Origin of the sequence: Actinoallomurus sp. NPDC050550 (assembly GCF_040655075.1) — a bacterium.
GTDB lineage: Bacteria > Actinomycetota > Actinomycetes > Streptosporangiales > Streptosporangiaceae > Actinoallomurus.
The window spans coordinates 13,489-31,109 of record NZ_JBFAJC010000032.1 but is presented as its reverse complement, the minus strand read 5'-3'; the positions used below and the strand labels follow the sequence as shown (position 1 = coordinate 31,109).

At 71.1% G+C, this 17,621-nt stretch carries 18 protein-coding genes; 7 read left to right on the top strand and 11 right to left on the bottom strand.

Annotation, left to right across the window (positions count from 1 at the left end; translation table 11 throughout):
- Window positions 1–48: 48 nt before the first annotated feature.
- From AB0I04_RS34660 to AB0I04_RS34650, 3 genes are all read right to left on the bottom strand, one after another.
- The gene (locus AB0I04_RS34660; protein WP_360894301.1) at window positions 49–1,176 is read right to left on the bottom strand and encodes an acyl-CoA dehydrogenase family protein; all 1,128 of its coding nucleotides are present in this window, start codon (window positions 1,174–1,176) and stop codon (window positions 49–51) included.
- A 240-nt stretch (window positions 1,177–1,416) separates the two neighbouring features.
- Window positions 1,417–2,103 carry a hypothetical protein gene (locus AB0I04_RS34655; RefSeq protein ID WP_360894298.1) on the bottom strand — a complete coding sequence of 229 codons (687 nt, stop codon included), beginning with the start codon at window positions 2,101–2,103 and terminating at the stop codon, window positions 1,417–1,419.
- Window positions 2,100–3,005 carry an ATP-binding cassette domain-containing protein gene (locus AB0I04_RS34650; protein ID WP_360894295.1) on the bottom strand — a complete coding sequence of 302 codons (906 nt, stop codon included), beginning with the start codon at window positions 3,003–3,005 and terminating at the stop codon, window positions 2,100–2,102. The genes AB0I04_RS34655 and AB0I04_RS34650 overlap by 4 nt, the downstream gene beginning before the upstream one ends.
- 130 nt (window positions 3,006–3,135) lie before the next feature.
- Between AB0I04_RS34650 and AB0I04_RS34645 the strand changes: the two genes are divergently transcribed.
- Window positions 3,136–4,041, top strand: coding sequence for an amidohydrolase family protein (locus AB0I04_RS34645; RefSeq protein WP_360894292.1), 906 nt, complete (start codon window positions 3,136–3,138; stop codon window positions 4,039–4,041).
- Between the two features lie 306 nt (window positions 4,042–4,347).
- Here AB0I04_RS34645 and AB0I04_RS34640 read toward each other — a convergent pair whose 3' ends face one another.
- On the bottom strand, window positions 4,348–4,839 hold the full coding sequence (locus AB0I04_RS34640; RefSeq protein WP_360894289.1) for an Lrp/AsnC family transcriptional regulator: 492 nt from the start codon (window positions 4,837–4,839) through the stop codon (window positions 4,348–4,350).
- A gap of 105 nt (window positions 4,840–4,944) precedes the next feature.
- Here AB0I04_RS34640 and AB0I04_RS34635 point away from each other — a divergent pair, with 105 nt between their 5' ends.
- The gene (locus tag AB0I04_RS34635) at window positions 4,945–6,171 is read left to right on the top strand and encodes an MFS transporter (RefSeq protein ID WP_360894286.1); all 1,227 of its coding nucleotides are present in this window, start codon (window positions 4,945–4,947) and stop codon (window positions 6,169–6,171) included.
- On the opposite strand, the gene AB0I04_RS34630 is transcribed toward AB0I04_RS34635, so the two are convergent.
- Entirely contained in the window at window positions 6,168–6,797 is a 630-nt protein-coding gene (locus AB0I04_RS34630; protein ID WP_360894283.1) for a TetR/AcrR family transcriptional regulator, read from the bottom strand. The genes AB0I04_RS34635 and AB0I04_RS34630 overlap by 4 nt on opposite strands.
- An 87-nt stretch (window positions 6,798–6,884) precedes the next feature.
- Here AB0I04_RS34630 and AB0I04_RS34625 point away from each other — a divergent pair, with 87 nt between their 5' ends.
- Window positions 6,885–7,910, top strand: a complete 1,026-nt coding sequence (locus tag AB0I04_RS34625; RefSeq protein ID WP_360894280.1) for an aldo/keto reductase — start codon at window positions 6,885–6,887, stop codon at window positions 7,908–7,910.
- Between the two features lie 71 nt (window positions 7,911–7,981).
- On the opposite strand, the gene AB0I04_RS34620 is transcribed toward AB0I04_RS34625, so the two are convergent.
- From AB0I04_RS34620 to AB0I04_RS34610, 3 genes are read right to left on the bottom strand one after another with little or no spacing between them, the layout of a single operon-like run.
- Window positions 7,982–8,221 (bottom strand): heavy metal-binding domain-containing protein, encoded by a 240-nt coding sequence (locus AB0I04_RS34620; protein ID WP_360894277.1) that lies wholly within the window; start codon window positions 8,219–8,221, stop codon window positions 7,982–7,984.
- Window positions 8,222–8,250: 29 nt separating this feature from the next.
- Window positions 8,251–9,567 (bottom strand): lipase, encoded by a 1,317-nt coding sequence (locus AB0I04_RS34615; protein ID WP_360894274.1) that lies wholly within the window; start codon window positions 9,565–9,567, stop codon window positions 8,251–8,253.
- 8 nt (window positions 9,568–9,575) lie between these two features.
- Window positions 9,576–9,890, bottom strand: coding sequence for a hypothetical protein (locus tag AB0I04_RS34610; RefSeq protein ID WP_360894271.1), 315 nt, complete (start codon window positions 9,888–9,890; stop codon window positions 9,576–9,578).
- Window positions 9,891–10,028: 138 nt separating this feature from the next.
- Here AB0I04_RS34610 and AB0I04_RS34605 point away from each other — a divergent pair, with 138 nt between their 5' ends.
- Complete coding sequence (locus AB0I04_RS34605; protein WP_360894531.1) at window positions 10,029–10,391, top strand: NUDIX hydrolase; 363 nt, start codon at window positions 10,029–10,031, stop codon at window positions 10,389–10,391.
- Window positions 10,392–10,509: 118 nt separating this feature from the next.
- Here the strand turns inward: AB0I04_RS34605 and AB0I04_RS34600 are convergent, their stop codons facing one another.
- On the bottom strand, window positions 10,510–11,358 hold the full coding sequence (locus AB0I04_RS34600) for an LLM class flavin-dependent oxidoreductase (RefSeq protein ID WP_360894268.1): 849 nt from the start codon (window positions 11,356–11,358) through the stop codon (window positions 10,510–10,512).
- Window positions 11,359–11,818: 460 nt separating this feature from the next.
- Between AB0I04_RS34600 and AB0I04_RS34595 the strand changes: the two genes are divergently transcribed.
- Window positions 11,819–14,263, top strand: coding sequence for an ATP-binding domain-containing protein (locus AB0I04_RS34595; RefSeq protein ID WP_360894265.1), 2,445 nt, complete (start codon window positions 11,819–11,821; stop codon window positions 14,261–14,263).
- A gap of 399 nt (window positions 14,264–14,662) precedes the next feature.
- Window positions 14,663–15,472 carry an SAM-dependent methyltransferase gene (locus AB0I04_RS34590; RefSeq protein WP_360894262.1) on the top strand — a complete coding sequence of 270 codons (810 nt, stop codon included), beginning with the start codon at window positions 14,663–14,665 and terminating at the stop codon, window positions 15,470–15,472.
- Between the two features lie 28 nt (window positions 15,473–15,500).
- Here AB0I04_RS34590 and AB0I04_RS34585 read toward each other — a convergent pair whose 3' ends face one another.
- Both AB0I04_RS34585 and AB0I04_RS34580 read right to left on the bottom strand, forming a co-directional pair.
- Window positions 15,501–15,878, bottom strand: a complete 378-nt coding sequence (locus AB0I04_RS34585; RefSeq protein WP_360894259.1) for a VOC family protein — start codon at window positions 15,876–15,878, stop codon at window positions 15,501–15,503.
- A gap of 104 nt (window positions 15,879–15,982) precedes the next feature.
- On the bottom strand, window positions 15,983–16,876 hold the full coding sequence (locus AB0I04_RS34580; protein ID WP_360894256.1) for an NAD(P)H-binding protein: 894 nt from the start codon (window positions 16,874–16,876) through the stop codon (window positions 15,983–15,985).
- Between the two features lie 81 nt (window positions 16,877–16,957).
- Here AB0I04_RS34580 and AB0I04_RS34575 point away from each other — a divergent pair, with 81 nt between their 5' ends.
- Entirely contained in the window at window positions 16,958–17,602 is a 645-nt protein-coding gene (locus AB0I04_RS34575) for a helix-turn-helix domain-containing protein (protein WP_360894253.1), read from the top strand.
- The last annotated feature ends 19 nt before the right edge of the window (window positions 17,603–17,621 follow it).

The following is a 17,621-nucleotide window of genomic DNA, read 5'->3' as shown; positions in this document are numbered from 1 at the left end:
GGCACCGGACACCCCTTGGGGCGAACCTCGTGGCGGCCGCGGGCCTGGTCAGCGGAGCAGTTCGCGGGCGATGACGACCTGCTGGATCTGGCTGGTGCCCTCGTAGATCCGGAAGAGCCGGACGTCGCGGTACAGCCGCTCGACGGCGACGCCGCGCATGTAGCCCATGCCGCCGAAGACCTGGACGGCGCGGTCGGCGACGCGGCCGACCATCTCCGAGCAGAAGTACTTCGCGCAGGAGGGGCCGAGCTTGCGGTCCTCCCCCACGTCGTACGCCTCCGCCGCCCGCAGCACCATCGAGCGGCCCGCGTACAGCTCCGCCTGGGAGTCGGCGATCAGGCCCTGGATCAGCTGGTAGTCCCCGATCCGCCGCCCGCCCTGGCGCCGTTCCTTGGCGTACGCGACCGTCTCGTCGAGGAGGCGCTGCGCGACGCCGACGCAGACCGCCGCGATGTGAACCCGGCCGTGCGCGAGCGACGTCATCGCGGTGCGGTAGCCGGTGCCCTCCTCGCCGACCATCGCCGTCGCGGGAATCCGTACGCCGTCGAAGTACACCTCGGCGGTGTGCGCGCCGCGCTGGCCCATCTTCTCGTCGGACGGGCCGACGGTGAGGCCGGGCGTGCCCGCCTCGACGATGAACGTGGAGATCCCCCGCGACCCCTCACCGCCGGTCCGGGCGAACACCATGAACACGTCCGCCTCGGGCGCGTTGGTGATGAAGCGCTTGGCCCCGTCGAGCACGTAGTGATCTTCATCACGTACGGCCCTGGTCGTCAGGGTGCTGGGGTCGGAGCCCGCCTCGGCCTCGGTCAGCGCGAACGCCGCGACGGCCCGGCCGGCGGCCAGCCTCGGCAGCCAGTGGTCGCGCTGCTCGTCGGTGCCCGCCTTGACGAGGACCTGGCCGGCGATGCCGTTGCTGGTACCGAACATCGAGCGGAACGCCGGGCTGGCATAGCCGAGTTCGAAGGCCAGGCGCACCTCTTCGCTCATGGACAGGCCGAGCCCGCCGTACGCCTCCGGCAGCGCGTACCCGAACAGGCCCATCTCGGCGGCGGCCTGCCGGAGGTCGTCCGGGATGCGGTCCGTCGTCTCGATCTCGTCCTCGCGCGGGATCACCCGCTCGCGGACGAAGGTCCGTACGGCGTCGAGCACGTCTGCGAAGTCCTGGGCGTCCACGCGTCCTCCGATAACCGAATCGGATTCTTGTCCGGGAACACTTTAATCGGACACCTCCGGCTCGAGCAGCCGTTGACCCTGACACGGCCCGTCCGGCGAGAAGATGGGCCGGCGCGGCGCGCACACCGCCGGTCCGGTGCCGGCGGGCCATCACCCCAGCGGCCCGGAACTGCAAGGCATGCTGCGGCTGCACCGGGCTGACGGCTCGCCGCCCGCGCCGGCGGGCGGCGTTCTGCGGGATCAGTCCGTGACATCACGGGCCACCGTGACGACGGCGATCGTCAGGGCGACGACCGTCCAGCCGGCGAGGAGGAGCGCACCGGAGCCGGGGTGCGGGCCGAAGGTCGCCAGTCCGCTGGTGAAGGGGCCGCGGTAGCGCGTCGGCGGCGCCACCGCCTCGGCGATCACGCCGATCGGGACGATGACGAACGCCGTCGCCGCGTTGCGGAGGATCGCGCCGAGTGCCACGCCGAGCAGGCCCAGCAGGACCACCCCGGCGACGGTGACCGCGTACAGCCGCAGGAGGTCGCCGGGGCGGCCGGTGTGCATGGCGGCGCCGCCGTGCCGTCTGACGGCGGCGGCCAGCCAGAGGGTCTGCGCGGCCGAGGCCGCCGCCGCGGCGACCACCGCCACGGCGGCGGCCTCGGCGGCCAGCACACGGCGCCGTCCCGGCGTGGTCAGGAGGACGGGGACGATCGTCCGGAAGCGATGGTCCTGGGCGGCCGCCACGACGCCCAAGAGCAGCATCGGATATCCCGTCAGCTCCCCGGCCGACGGCCCGAGCCCGTGCCAGGCCGCCCCCCGGTCGCCGGGCGTCCCGATCACGGCCACGAGGAACAGGTGGAGGGCGGCGACGGCGGACATCGTCAGCCACGGGCCCGGTGTCGTCCGCAGGGCGTACAGCTCGGACCGCAACAGCCGGATCATCGCGGCTCCCGGTCTTCGGCGGTGCGGGTGAGACGGAAGAAGACCTCTTCGAGGTCTGGGGCGTCCTCGCGCAGTTCGAACAGCGGAATCCGATGTTCGGCGGACAGCAGGCCGATGTGCTCGGCCCATCCGGGCGGGGCCTCCAGCCGGCCGGGCCCGGCCGGCCGCACCGTGACACCGGCGGCGGCCAGCAGTCCGGCGAGCCGCTCGGCCTCGGGGGACCGCACGTGGACCCGGCCGGACGCCCGGCTCCGCAGGTCATCGAGCGGTCCGGCGGCGACCAGGCGACCTCCGGCGACGATGACCACCTGGTCGACGGTGTGCTGGACCTCCGCGAGCTGATGGCTGGACACCAGCACCGTACGTCCCTCGGCGGCCTGCGATCGGAGGAATCCGCGCAGCCAGTGGATGCCCTCCGGGTCGAGCCCGTTGGCCGGTTCGTCCAGGACGAGCACCCCCGGGTCGCCCAGCAGCGCCGCGGCCAGCGCCAACCGCTGCCGCATCCCGAGCGAGAATCCCCCGGCGCGCCGGTCGGCCGCGCCCGTGAGGCCGACGAGGTCCACAACCGCGTCGACCCGGCGAGCGCCGACACCGACGCGCATGCCGAGCATGCGCAGGTGGTGGCGTGCCGTACGCCGGGGGTGCGCGGTCATCGTCTCCACCACCGCGCCGACCGCCCTGACGGGATCGGCCAGCTCGCGGTACGGCCTGCCGTACACCAGAGCGCGGCCGGACGTCGGCCTGACGAGACCGAGGAGCATGCGAAGGGTCGTCGTCTTACCCGCCCCGTTCGGGCCGAGGAATCCGACGAGCGAGCCCTGCTCCACGGTGAAGCCCAGCCCGTCGACGACGGCCCGGTCGCCGTACCGCTTGGTGAGTCCCTCGATCGTGATCGCCGACACCGGCCTATAGATAACGGTTAGCCATTGAGGTCGTCAAGTGCCGTGCCCGAGCCTTACGGCGGCCTCATCGCCGATCCGCACCCGCACCCGCACCCGGGCGGCCGAATCCGGTTCTGGAATCATGCGGGTCATGGCTTCGCCAACCGATCACCGGACCGTACGGCCGCCGGGCGACGACGCGGACATCCCCGCGTTCTGGCGGTCGCTGGGGCTGCCCGGCCTCATCGACGTGCACACGCACTTCATGCCGGACAACGTCCTGGCCAAGGTCTGGGCGTACTTCGACCGTTTCACCGAGGCCGGCCTGCCGTGGGAGGTCCGGTACCGCTACGACGAGGAGCGGCGGCTGCGCCTGCTGCGGGAGTTCGGCGTGCGCCGGTTCACGGCGATGCTCTACCCGCATCGGCCCGCGATGGCCGTCTGGCTGAACGGCTGGGCGGCCGACTTCGCCGCGCGCACGCCCGACTGCCTGCACACCGCGACGTTCTTCGCCGAGCCGGAGGCCGGCGCGTACGTCGCCGAGGCGATCGACGCCGGGGCGAGGGTCTTCAAGGCGCACGTCCAGGTCGGCGGGTACGACCCACGCGACCCACTCCTGGACCCCGTCTGGGGGCTGCTGGCCGAGTCGCGCACCCCGGTCGTCGTGCACTGCGGCAACGGCCCCGAACCCGGCCGCCACACCGGCCCGGCCGCCTTCGCCGAGGTCCTGGCCCGCCATCCCCGGCTGATCGCGATCGTCGCGCACATGGGCCTGCCGGAGTACGCGGAGTTCCTCGCGCTCGCCGAACGCCATCCGGACCTGCGTCTCGACACGACCATGGCGTTCACCGACTTCACCGAGCAGCTGAACCCCTGGCCCGCCGAACTCACCTCCCGGCTGGCCGACCTGGGAGACCGGATCCTGCTCGGCACCGACTTCCCGAACATCCCGTACTCCTACGCCCACCAGCTCGCGGCGCTCACGCGGCTCGACCTCGGCGACGACTGGCTGCGCGCCGTCTGCCACGACAACGCCGCCCGGCTGTTCGCCCGCTGAGCGTCGCGGGCCTCAGCGTGGCCGTGTCGGCCTGACCGCGTACGTCGACGGCACGGGACGGTTCGCGCTCTACGTCGGCGGCCACCGGATCGTTCGCGTCGATCTGAGAACGGGACACCGCACGTCGTTCCCGGTGCCGCTTCCTGAGGACATGGGCAAGGGCGACACCGTCGACTCCGCCTGGTGAGGCAGGTCCGGCGGCGGCGATCGGTGCCGCCGCCGCACCTGTGGTTCGTGGGGAGCGTCACGTCGGCCGGCGGGCGGCCAAAGGGTGGGCTCAGCGGCGCGTTGAGGGTGCCCGGGGGCTCAGCGGTTCCATCCGGTCGGCTGGCTCACCGGGCGCGCCTCGTCCGCCGGCGGCTCGACGGGACGCCCCTCGTACTGCGTCGACAGGACGACGTGGGTGTTCATCTCGCCGTGCTCGCCAAGACGCTCGAGCAGTCCTTCCAGATGCCGCATGGACGCGACGCGGACCCGCAGCATCGAGCACCAGCTCCCGCTGAGCTTGTGCACCTCGGTGACCTCGGGGAAGTCCTCGGCCGTCGTCGTCTTGAGCAGGCACCGGCCGAGCGCGCACCGCATCTGCACGAACGTCGTCAGCGGCAGGCCGGCCCGCGCGGCGTCGATCCGCGCCTGGTAGCCGGTGATCACCCCCGCCTCCTCCAGGCGGCGCACGCGCTCGGCGACGGCCGGCGGTGACAGGTGGACGATCTGCGCGAGCCGGTTGTACGAGAGCCGTCCGTCGCGCTGCAGCTCGTCGAGGATGTGCCAGTCCGTCTCATCCAGCGGTCTGTCCATTCGGAAACCCTGCACCGTGGATCTCCTTTCGAACAAGAGGCAGAACGGACGAACCTCCGTTGATCGCCCGTTCAGTTCGAAGGTGTGGGTTTCTAACGTTGTGGCATGCGTACGACCCCTGTCGCGAACCCCCCGGAAATCGCGGTACGCCGCGGACGCGCCATGGCGGCCTTCTTCTCCGGTGCCGCCCTGATGAACGCGGCGATGGCCATGGCGAGCGCCATGAGCACGATCGTGGCCGGCGATCGGCTCGGCATGCGCTGGGGCGCCGTGCCGAACACCGCCGGCGTCGTCGGAACGGGCGTCGGCGCGCTCGCCCTGACCTGGCTGACGGCACGCCGCGGGCGGCGTGCCGGACTGGTCCTCGGGTACGGGGCGGCCGCGCTCGGCGCCGCTCTCGCGGTCGTCGCGGTGGCCGCCGGGGACATTCTCGCCCTGACGATCGGCATGCTGGTGCTCGGCCTCGGCAACGCCGGAGCCCAGCTGTCCCGCTACGGGGCCGCCGAGCTGTACCCGGCGCACCGGCGCGGATACGCCATCGGCACGGTCATCTGGGCCGGCACGATCGGCGCGGTCGGCGGCCCGCTGCTGCTCGACCCGTCGAGCGCCGCCGCGAGCCGACTCGGCGGCCCCGCCATGGCCGGGCCGTTCCTGGTCGCGGCCGTCGCCACATTGGTCGCGGCGATCGCCGCCACCGGAGCCCCCTCTCGCCGCGCACCGGCCGCCGCCTCCCCCGTGCCGCTCCGCGACCTGGTGCGAACGCCCACCGCCCGATCCGCGCTGGCGGTCATGGTCACGGCGCAGGTCGTCATGGTCGCCGTCATGACCGCGACACCGATGGACATGCACCGGCACGGTCACGGGCTGAGCGCGGTGGGCGTGACCCTGGCCATGCACACGCTCGGCATGTTCGCGCTGTCGCCACTGACGGGACGGCTGTTCGACCGCGTCGGCGCCCGGCCCGTCATGCTCGCCGGCCTGCTGTCCCTCGCGCTCGCCGCGCTGCTCGCCGCCGCCGTCCCCGGCGGCGACACCGCGCCCCTGGCCGGGGCCCTCTTCCTTCTCGGCTACGGGTGGAACCTGTGCTTCGTCGGCGGCAGCGGCCTCCTCGCCCGCGACCTGCCTGCCGGGGAACGGGCCCGCGTCGAGGGCGCCGTCGACGCGACGGTGTGGAGCATCGCCGCCGCCGCGAGCCTGGCGTCCACCCTCATCCTGTCCGCCGGTGGATACCCGGCCCTGGCTGCTGGATCCTGCGCACTCGTGGCGGTGCCGCTGATCCTGGTGCTGTTCGGCGGCGACCGCCGCGGCTCCGGTGGGACCGCAGGCTCTTAGGCGTACAGCGTCTTCATCCAGATGTAGGTCAGCACGTCGACGAGGGCCTCTTCGTCGTCGAAGGGCGCAACGCCCGCGGCCGCGAGGTAGTAGAGGCGTTCTCCCAGCCAGGTGAGGGCGGAGGCGAGCATCTGGGGGTCGGCCGTCCCGGGTGCGCCGTCCTGCTCGATGCGCGCCTTCGTGGCCTCCGTGTAGCCGTTCATCTGGTGGAGCCACAGCTCGGTCAGCTTCGGGTCGCTGCGCCAGTTCTCCACGATCGCGCGCAGGACGGGGGCCTGCTCGCGCCAGAGGCGGGCGCCCTCGCTGATGCCGTGGCGCACGGTGGCGTACCGCTCGTCCTCGCCGTCGTGCCGCAACCACGGTCGCGCCGCCGCGTGTCCCTGTCCCACGGCTCGATGGACCAGTTCGGCGAGCACGTCGTGCTTGCTCTCGAAGTAGAAGTAGAAGCTGCCGCGGGAGATCTGGGCGGCGGCCAGGATGTCGGCCACCGCGATCTCGTCCAGCCTCCGGTCGTTCAGCAGCTCACGGGTGGTGTCGAGGATCACCGTACGGATGTCGCGGTCGTCACCCCCGGCAGGAGGTGACCGCCGGGAGCGGCGCGGGCTCGAAGGTTCCTCTCTCACCATGGGCCGAGTCTAGGGAATAAGCCGTCTAGACACAGTGTCTAGACGGTATGTATGGTCCGAGCCATCGACGGTCAGTAGGGAGAGACAGTGAAATATCGGATCTTCGGCCGCAGTGGTCTGCGGGTGTCCGAGGCGTTCCTCGGGACCATGACGTTCGGCGACAACTGGGGATGGGGAGCGGCCGCGGAGGACTGCCGGAAGATGCTCACCGCGTACGCGGAGGCCGGCGGCAATGTGATCGACACCGCGAACAACTACACCGACGGCGCGAGCGAGCGCATCGTCGGTGAGCTGCTCGGGTCGGACCGCGACCACTTCGTGCTGTCCACGAAGTACACGCTGACGCTCGACGGTTCCGACCCGAACGCCTCGGGAAACCACCGCAAGAGCCTGACGCGCTCGCTCGACCAGAGTCTCCGGCGCCTGCGAACCGACTACATCGACCTGCTGTGGGTGCATATCTGGGACGCGCGCACGCCTCTCGAGGAGACGATGCGGGCCCTCGATGACACGGTCCGCGCGGGCAAGGTGCTCTATCTCGGGATCTCCGACGCGCCGGCATGGGCGGTCGCCCGCGCGAACACCCTCGCGGAGACCCGCGGCCTGACGCCGTTCACCGGCCTGCAACTGCCGTACAGCCTGGTGCAGCGCGACATCGAGCGCGAGCTGCTGCCGATGGCCGACGCCCTGGAACTGTCCGTCGCCGCGTGGTCGCCGCTCGCCGGCGGTGCGCTCACGGGGAAGTTCACGCGATCGCAGACCACGGAGCCGACGCGGAAGAGCCGCGAGGAGCTGTCCGAGCACGACCTGCGCGTGGCGCGGGAGGTCGACGCCGCCGCCGACAGCCTGGGCGTCAGCTCGTCGGAGGTGGCGATCGCCTGGACCATGGCGCACCGCCCGTGGGTGCACCCCATCCTCGGCGCCCGAAACCTCGACCAGCTGACCGCCAACCTCACGGCACTGGACCTGCGCCTCCCCGAGGAGGTCCTGCGCCGCCTGGACGAGGTGAGCCGGATCGAGCCCGGCTTCCCGTACGACTTCATCGAGGCGACAGGGGAGTTCGTCTACGGCCCGGTGCGCGACGACGTCCTCGGGCGGACCGAGCGGCGGTGAGAGGCTGTCGCCCACCGCTCCGGGCGGTGGGCGACACCATCGGCGGGAAAATCACCGTCTCGGCGGCCGACTCAGCCGAAGACGACCGCCGTCCCGTACGCGATGTAGAAGCTGCCACCGGCGGACGACCGGTCGGGCTCGATACGCACTCCCACTACCGCGTGAGCACCGTTGCGGATGGCATTGGCCGCGAGGACGTCCAGGGCCTGGCCGACGTTCCTCTCATGGCACCATTCCAGCCATCCGGCCACCACGCGCTGTTCGGCGGCCAGGGGCTGCTCCGTCGTATAAAGCGGGATCGTTCGTTCCACGAGGGCATTGCGCCGTTCCGCGGGGACGGTCAGCGGATGAATTCGATCTCGGGATACCGGGATGAAGCGCCGTCGAGGAGCCCGTCATCCTTGCGGCGCAGCCAGCGGTCGAAGAAGGACGAGACGTAGGCGCGTTCCGCGGTGATCGCGCGTGCGGGATCGACCGTGCCGACGTCATCGCCGATCGTCTTGTCGGGAACGCGACCGCGCAACTGCGGGAGGATCGCCTCGGCGTCGGTGTACGACCCGTGCCGGGAGCCGCGCAGCGTCAGATCCGCCCGCCAGCCCCGGCCGTGCGCCCAGAACGACCTCCACGACGACTCCGTCCGGTGGTCGCTGCCGCCCGGTCCGGCACTGCCCATGAGCAGGAACGGCCGGTCGAGGCCGTGCTCGGCCACCGGCGAGAGCTCCAGGTGGGCCGGATCCTCCCCGAACCCGAGCGTGCCGTCCAGGTCGACGCCCGCCCTGATCCGCGCGTCCTCGTACATCGCCTGCGCCGCGGTGAAGCCCCCGCCCGAGGTGCCGAGCATGCCGATCCGCCGCAGGTCCAACGCCGCCGCGAGGTTCCGGGGCGGCCGACGATGATCGGCGTCCGGATCGCTCCCCGCGTGGAGTGCCGCCAGCGCGCCGAGCACGAACCGGGTGTCGGCGACCCGCACGGCGACGACCTGTTTCTGAAGCTGAACCAGCGTGCCGTCGCGCTGGGCCTCGGCGAGACGTTCCGGCAGCACCGTACGGGCGATCCGGTGACCCGGGAACTCCACCGCCGACGCCTCGTAGGTGTGGTCGATGGCGACGACGACGTACCCGGCCGAGGCGAGCTGCTCGACCAGCGCGGTGTTCCAGGTGCGCGGGTCGGCAACGCCGGGCGAGTACAGCACGACCGGGCGCGGCCCCCGTACGGCCGGGGCGTCCAGGTGCGCATGGGTACGCGTCGCCGCCCAGTCCACCGTGCCCGGCTCGACGCCGTAGTTCGAGGGACCCGCGAACGCGTCGAACCCCTGCGCCTCTCCGGACGCCATCTGCGGTGCGACCGGGCGGCCGGTGACCCGTGAGGCGGGATAGAAGACACTGACCATCAGCTCACGGCGCTCGGCCGGCCGCCACGGGTCAGGCCGTGACCGGTCGACGAGATGCAGAGACGTCGCACCCACCGCGTACGGCCCGGTGGGCGTGGGCAGCCGAACCTTCACCGCACTCGTCGGCATCGCCGGTGCGGACCGGGGCCTGGCGGCCGACGCCGCGTGCCCGGCCGACAGGAACCTGGTCCCGGCCGCCGGCGTCGCGTGGACGGGAACGGCCGACAGCATCGCGACCACGGCCCCCACCGAGATCATCTTTCGCATGCCACCGACTATGGACGGCGGGACCGCACATCGGCGTCCCGCTCAGGAACGACCCTCGTCGTACTTCTGAGGTATCCCCTGCACGGCATCCGCGGCCGCGCGTCGATACCCAGCGTCCAGCGCGCGCCCTGACGCGGCGATGGCCAGGGCCACGACTGCGCCTTGATCACGGCCTGGGTCAGTTCCTCGGGATCGGCCGCCTCGACCAGCCGCCAGCCAGCGGGCGGAGGAATCAGCGCCCACCACACACCGCTGTGCGAGCCGAACCAGAACACCAACCCCGGAAACCGCCCCCGCAGCACCCTGACCGCATCGGGAGTCATCAACGCTCGTCGGACCGCGGCTCGTGGCGCCTCAGGTACTCGGCGATCTGAGCCGCCGCACCGGCTGGATCGTCGACCGCGTGGTGGGCCTGGTCGACCTGTCGCCACACGAACGAGGCACCTGACGGATCGACTTCGATCCAGAGCTTCCGCTCGACGATCGCGCCCCGTCCGACCGAGGCGGCCGCCCGTGAGGTACGCGAAGAACTCGGTATCAGCCCGCCCATCGGCCGGTTGCTCGTCGCCGACTGGGCACCCAACCAGGCCGAAGGCGACAAACTCCTCTTTCTGTTCGACGGAGGTGTATTGGGTCTCGCGTACCGGGAGAAGATCGAGCTCGCGCCGGACGAACTCACCGCCTACGAATTCCACGACGTGGCGCGGGTGAACGAATTGACCATCGCTCGCCTGGCTCGACGTATCGTCCACGGTCATGCCGCCCGGCACGACGGCAGTACTCGCTACCTCGAGCACGGCGAGCCCGTCGCCCACGGGCTTTGAGGCGGATGAGTCGGCCATCGCGCGGCGTTTCGATCACTTGGGTCGGTCGAAGGCCACCACACGACGACCGACTCGTTCGCGAAGTCACGCGCCGAGCGCACCCGCCGGATGTGCGATTTTAGGCGATGATGTCGGCGAGGCGGTCGGCCTGGTCTGGGTCGCGGCCATGGCAGTAGAGCATGACCTCGTCGGCGCCCAGATCGGCGAACTGGGTGATCGCGTCGCGGATCTGGTCGGCGGTGGTGAGCATGCCGTCGACCATGTGTTCGGCGCGGCCGGTGAACGCGTAATAGGCGCCGATGGACGCTCGGGCGTCCTCGATCACCGTGGGCGGGCCGAGGGCGACGTTGACCTGGGTGACGATGCGCGGTGAGCCGTCGCGGCCGTGGTCCGTCCACGCCCTCCGTACGGTGTCGATGAGGCCACCGGCCCGGGACGCCGGGGCGGCGGCCAGGAAGCCGTCGCCCCAGCGGGCGACGCGTTCGAGGGCGGCCGGCTGGAAGCCGCCGAACAGCACCTGCGGGCCGCCGGGACGGGCGGGCGCGGGTCCGATCGGGCCGGCCTCGTCACTGTACGGCTCGCCTGCCCACAGGCGGCGCATGACGGCCATCTGTTCGTCGAGCCGTCGGCCGCGGGTTCGCAGGTCGGTGCCGGAGGCGGCGTGGTCGTCGGCGCGGCCGCCGACGCCGAGGCCGAGGACCAGGCGGCCGCCGGACAGGCGGTCGAGGGTGGCGGCCTGCTTGGCCAGGAGGACGGGGTCGCGCAGGGGTGCGAGGAGCACCTCGGTCTGTACGCGAACACGAGTGGTCGCGCCGGCGATCACGGCCAGGGTGACGAGCGGTTCCGGATTGTCGTAGACCAGTCGGTCGAGCAGGCCGATGGTGGTGAAGGGGCCGGCGTCGGCGCGCCGTGCCCAGTCGAGTAGGGCTGCGGGGTCGGTGATGGGCAGGCCAAGGCCGATGTCCATGAGAATCTCTCTGTGCAGGGACGAATTCGGTGCCGCCCCTCCATCACCTCGTGGACCCGAGGCGGGACTCCCGTTCTGCGGCTCTGTTTCGAGGGAGTGCCGGTTCAGAGTGATCCCAATCTACGATCAAGATCTTCGCAGGTGCAACCCGAGCGTCGGCCGGTCAGGTGTGACCTGCCCATCGGACCTCGTACGCCGGGCCGTCGTGCACTGGTGTCGAGCTGGTGACGATTCTCTGCGGTGACCTGCGGTTCAGCGTGGCGGCTGACACGGCGGAGAAGAACAAGACTGTTTCTCGGAGATCTCGCGAGGCACGCTGGGGCCCAGGTCGACGAACCCCCGCAACGTACGGGGCGAGGCCGTCGCATGGGAACAAAAAAAGAACTACCCTGGTTATCGAATTGTCTTCACTTCGATAATCACAGCAGTTCTTAATTCATTTTACCAAAGAGGGGCGCAATTGTCCAACGGCGAGCTCGAGCGTGAACAGGAATACGTCGCGATGCTTTATCGGCGGGTCGATGACCTGCGGGAACAGGCGTCCGAGCGGCTGGCCGGCGTCCTGCGGGAGAACGGCGGGACCCGGCAGGCGCGCGTCGAGCGGGAGGCCTCGGTCGGCCGGTACGCCGACCGGGTGGCGAGGTTCGACGCGGCCGAGAACGGCCTCTGCTTCGGCCGGCTCGATCTGCGCGACGGCGGGCGGCACTACATCGGGCGGATCGGTGTCTTCGACGACTCCGACGACGGCGACCCGCTGCTGATCGACTGGCGGGCCCCGGCCGCGCGCCCGTTCTACGTGGCCACGGCCGCCGCGCCGGAGGGCGTACGGCGCCGTCGTCACATCACCACGCGCGACCGCAGGATCGTGAGCCTGGACGATGAGGTTCTGGACAGCGCGGTCCTGAGCGACGACGCCGGCGAGGAGGCGCTGATCGGCGAGGCGGCGCTGCTCGCGGCGGTCAACGCCGGGCGTACGGGCCGGATGCGGGACATCGTCGAGACCCTCCAGGCCGAGCAGGATGAGATCATCCGTTCCGACCACCGGGGGCTGCTGGTGGTGCAGGGCGGGCCCGGCACCGGAAAGACCGCCGTCGCACTGCACCGCGCGGCGTACCTCCTGTACACCCACCGGCACCTGGCGGAGCGCGGCGTCCTGGTGGTGGGCCCGAACGCCACCTTCCTGCGGTACATCGGCCAGGTGCTGCCCGGCCTCGGCGAGACCAGTGTGGTGCTGTCGACGGTCGGCGGGCTGTTCCCCGCGGTCACGGCGCGACGCGCCGAGCCGTCGGCGACCGCGGAGATCAAGGGCAGGGCGATGATGGCCGACGTCGTGGCGGCGGCCGTACGGGACCGGCAGGCCGCGCCCGGCGGTCCGGTCGAGATCCCGTACGGCGACGAGACGCTGCGGCTGGAGGAAGAGGACTACCGGCGCGCCGCGGAAACGGCGCTGAGCGGGCCGGTGTTGCACAACCAGGCACGGCGGGTCTTCGTCCGCGAGGTCCTCGACGTCCTCACCCGGCAGGTCGCCGAGCGGCTGGAGGCCGTCGTGCTCGACGACAGCGGGGAGCCGCTCGACGGCGATGGACGGGGCGGGCTCGGCGAAGCGGACGTGAAGGCCCTGCTCGCCGCCGGATATCCCGAGGAACTGCTGCGCGCCGATCCCTTCGTCGACGCCGGGGAGGCACGGTCGCTGCTCGACGAGGCCGACCTGGCCGAGCTGCGCCGGGAACTCGCCGCCGGCCCGGGCGTACGGGCCGCCCTCCACGAGCTGTGGCCGACCTTGACGCCGCAGGGGCTGCTGGAGGATCTGTTCGCCGATCCGCAGCGGCTCGCCTCAGCCGCGCCTGAGCTCGCCGAGGCGGAGCGCGGGCTGCTGCTGCGCACCCCGGGCGGCGGCTGGAGCCCGGCGGACGTACCGCTGCTGGACGAGGCGGCCGAACTGCTGGGCGAGGACGACCGGGAGGCCACCGCGCAGGCGGCCGCCCGGGCGCGGGCGAGGGCCGAGCGTCGCGAGGAGATCGCCTACGCGCAGGGCGTGCTGGAAATCTCGGTCGGCTCCCGGTCCAGCGACCTGGAGGAAGGCGAGGAATCCGAGATCCTCACCGCCGCCGACCTGCTGGGCGCGGAGGAACTGGCCGAACGGCAGGAGGTCGTGACCCACCGCACCGTGGCCGAGCGGGCCGCCGCCGACCGTACCTGGGCGTTCGGGCACGTGATCGTGGACGAGGCGCAGGAGCTGTCGGAGATGGCCTGGCGGCTGCTCATGCGGCGCTGCCCGACCCGCTCGATGACGATCGTGGGCGACGTGGCGCAGACCGGCGACGCGGCCGGCACGTCCTCGTGGAGCCGGGTGCTCCAGCCCCTCGTCGGCGACCGGTGGCGCCTGGCGCAGCTGACCGTCAACTACCGCACCCCGACCGAGATCATGGCCGCCACCGCCGACCTGCTCACCGCCCTCGACCCCGCTCTGGACCCGCCACGCTCGGTACGGGAGACGGGCGTGCCGCCCTGGCGCCTCACGACCGCCCCGGCCGACCTTCCGCGTGTCCTGGCCGAGCACACCGCGCGGGAGGCGGCGTCCCTGACCGAGGGCCGGCTGGCCGTGATCGTCCCGGACGCCCGCCTCACGGAGCTGGCCGCCGCCGTCGCGACCGTCGTCTCCGGCATGGCCTACGGCGCCGACCCCGACCTGGAGCGCCAGGTCGTGGTGCTGACCGTCCGCCAGGCGAAGGGGCTGGAGTTCGACTCGGTCCTCATCGCCGACCCCGCGGCCGTCCTCGCCGCCTCCCCACGCGGCCGGAACGACCTGTACGTCGCCCTCACTCGCGCCACCCAGCGCCTCGGCATCCTCCACCCGGGCCCGCCGCCCGCCGAACTCGCCGGAATCCCGGCGTACGGGCCCTGAGCCGACCGGCGGCAGCCACGACCGTGCGGCCTGTCCTGGGGTCCGGGGAGCCGTAGGTGATCACACGCGGCGGGATGACATCTCACTCGCGGATTGCCGTCAAGGATAACAATGATGCCAGATTCCGCCACAGAGACTATCGAATATAAGTACGATATCCGGAATTACTGAGCGCATCGGAACACTTGAACGGCCGCGGGATGACCGGCTTTGCCTGATATGGTCAAGCGCTAGTTCGGCGAAATGCGGCGAAGGTACGAATGCCCCCGTACGTGTGCGTGTGCGCCCCGGCGTCGCGACCGCGAAGGGTCGTCAAGCCCGGGGGGCGTTGAGCGACAAGTTGGAAACCGGCATGAACAGCTACGGGTTCGGCAGCGCGACAGGGGCAGGTGAGTCGTCATGACCAGCGACAACTTTACGGCCGCGGCGGAACGGATCGATACCAGTCGGCCGCACTCGGCGCGCGTCTGGGACTATTGGCTCGGCGGTAAAGATAATTACGAAGCGGATCGCGCCCTCGGCGACCAGATCGCCCAGACGTTTCCGCACGTCGTAACGACAACGCGCGCGGACCGCGAATTCATGCACCGGAGCGTGGCATTCCTTGCGGAGACAGCCGGGATTCGCCAGTTTCTCGACATCGGGACCGGCCTCCCCACCGCGCCGAACACCCATCAGGTCGCCCAGAGCATCGCCCCGGACACCCGTGTCGTCTACGTCGACAACGACCCGGTCGTGCTCGTCCACGCCCGCGCGCTGCTCGCCTCGAATCCGGAGGGCGCCTGCGCCTACCTGGACGCGGACCTGCGTGAGCCCGGCCGGATCCTCGCCGAGGCGGCGAACACACTGGACTTCAGCCGTCCGGTGGCGATCCTGCTGATGAGCCTCCTGCATTTCATCAACGACCACAGTGACGCCGCCTTCATCGTGTCGAGGCTGCTGGACGCGGTGCCGTCCGGCAGCTATCTGGCCCTGACGCACGCGACGGACGAGATCGGCGGCCCTGCCGTCAAAAAGGCGTACGAGATGTGGAACGCCAACGCCGCACAGCGGGCCCGCCCGCGTACTCAGGCGGAGGTCACCGCCCTGTTCGACGGCCTGGACATCGTCGAGCCCGGGATCGTGTCGCCGCCGGGCTGGCGGCCGCCGGAGGGCGCCGTAGGGCCGTGGAAGGTGCCGCTGTGGGCCGGGGTGGCTCGGAAGCCCTAGCCGACCGGGCCTGGATGAGTCCCTCGGGCTACCGCGTACCGGCCACGCCGATCAGGTTGCCCTCGGGGTCGGTGAACTGCCCGACCACGAGGGTTCCGGGGGTGCCCTCGGGGCCCATCCGGCGTATTCCGCCGAGGCTTTCGGCCTTCTGGAGCGCGGCCTCGACGTCGGGGACGCCTACGTAGAACAGGACACGCCCCTCGTACCCCTCGCCGCCTCCGACACCGCCGTTGATCCCGCCGCCGGTCGTACTCCCGTCGACGAACCCGTAGTGTCCCGGCCGGGAGACCGTCTCGGTGGCGGCATCCTCGACGGCGAACTCCCACTCGAACAGGCCCGTGTAGAAGCTCCGCAGCTTCGCCGGATCGTTGCCGATGATCTCGAAGTGCACGACTGGCTGTCCCATGATGCGATCCCTTCCGGGCCGACCTCCGGCCTCCGGGTCTTGTGCTCGCCGTACAGACCCCCGTGGACGACGAAACTCATCGGCCGGCTCGGGACGCGTTCCTGTCAGGTGGCCTGCACCGCGGGCCTGAGGGTTTCCTCGCACCACTGCCGGAACGTCGTGGGGGTGTCGATCGCGTGCTGCGGCGTACGGGCGATGCCCTTGTCCAGGCCGTTCTCCTTGGCGGTCGCCATGTCCAGCATGGCCTGGGCCATGCCTTCCGACGCGCCGGACCCGGTGATCCGATCCTTGAACGCATGGCCGGGGACCTGCTGATACTTCACCCGGGTCCCGAGCACCTCGGAGATGACGGCGGCCATGTCATTGCTGGACAGGTCCTCGGGGCCGAGGACCGGGACCTCCTCCTGACCGGTCCACGTGCTGTCGAGCAGCAGGCGGGCGGCGACGGCGGCGATGTCGCGGGTGGCGACGGTGGGCAGTTCGAGGTCGGAGGAGTTGGGGCCGAAGAACATGCCCTGCTCTTTGATCACCCCGACTTGCCGGAGCACGTTGTCCATGAACGTGGGCGCGGCCAGCGCTCGGAACGCCACGCCGGTGCCGGCGATCAGGTCGTCCATGGCCAGCGACGCGGTCACGTGCCCGGCCCGGCCGGCGTAGGGGGTGTTGCGGCCCAGGGCGCTGACGTCCACGACGCGCTTGACGCCCTGGCCGCGCATCGCCTCGGCCGCGGGGCGCGTGAAGCCGGCGTAGGCCTCGTCGGCGCTGGCGGCCTGACGGTCGGCCGGCAACAGCCAGAACACGGCGTCGGCACCGTCGAAGGCGCGTGTGACGACCTGCGGATCGCCGTGCGAGCCTTGGATGACCTCGACCCGGTCACGGACGTCGGTGGACAGCTTGGCCGGGTCGCGCACGATCACGCGGACCGGCTGGTCACCGGCGAGGACCTTGTCGAGAACCTGGTGTCCGATGTTTCCGGTAGGGGCGGTGATGACGATCATGAGCACTCTCCAAGCACGTGGGTCGGGGATCGCCGCACAAGTAAACTCTACCGTACCGTTTACTTTTGGAGTTGCAAGCCGATGAGACAGGACGGCGAACCGCGGCGGCGCGGTGAACAGCGGCGCGGCGAGGAACTGCGCCGCCACATCCTGTTCGTGGCCAAGGACGTGTTCCTCGAGACGGGTTATGAACGGGCGTCGATGGACACCGTCGCGGCACGCGCCGGGACGTCCAAGCGGTCGCTGTACGCCCACTTCGAGAGCAAGGACAAGCTGTTCCTGGCGGTCCTGGACCTCGTCCGCGAGCTGTACCTGGGCAGGCTGAAGACCCCTGACGCGTACGCCGAGGACCCCGCAGAGGCGGTGACGCTGTTCTGCGGGCGGTTCCTGCAGCTGATGGCGTGGGAGCCTCAGGTACGGACCTGCCGGCTGAGCATCGCCGAGGCCGAACGGCTGCCCGGCAGCTCGAACGCCTACTTCGACGCCATATTCACCAGCACGTACGAGCGACTGAGCGTCTACCTCGCCGAGCGGTACGCGATGGACCAGGCCGGCAGCGCGGCACTCGCGGAGGACCTGCTCGGCCGGACCGTGCTGCCGCGGCTGTTCCGCACGTTGCTCAACGTCGACGAGGCGATCAAGGACGTGCCCGAGGACACGGCCCTGGCCGAGCACGTCGACCTGAATGCGATCCGCCGGCTGGTCTCGGCGGCCCTGCCCGGCTGAGCGGCGCCGCGAGAATCGG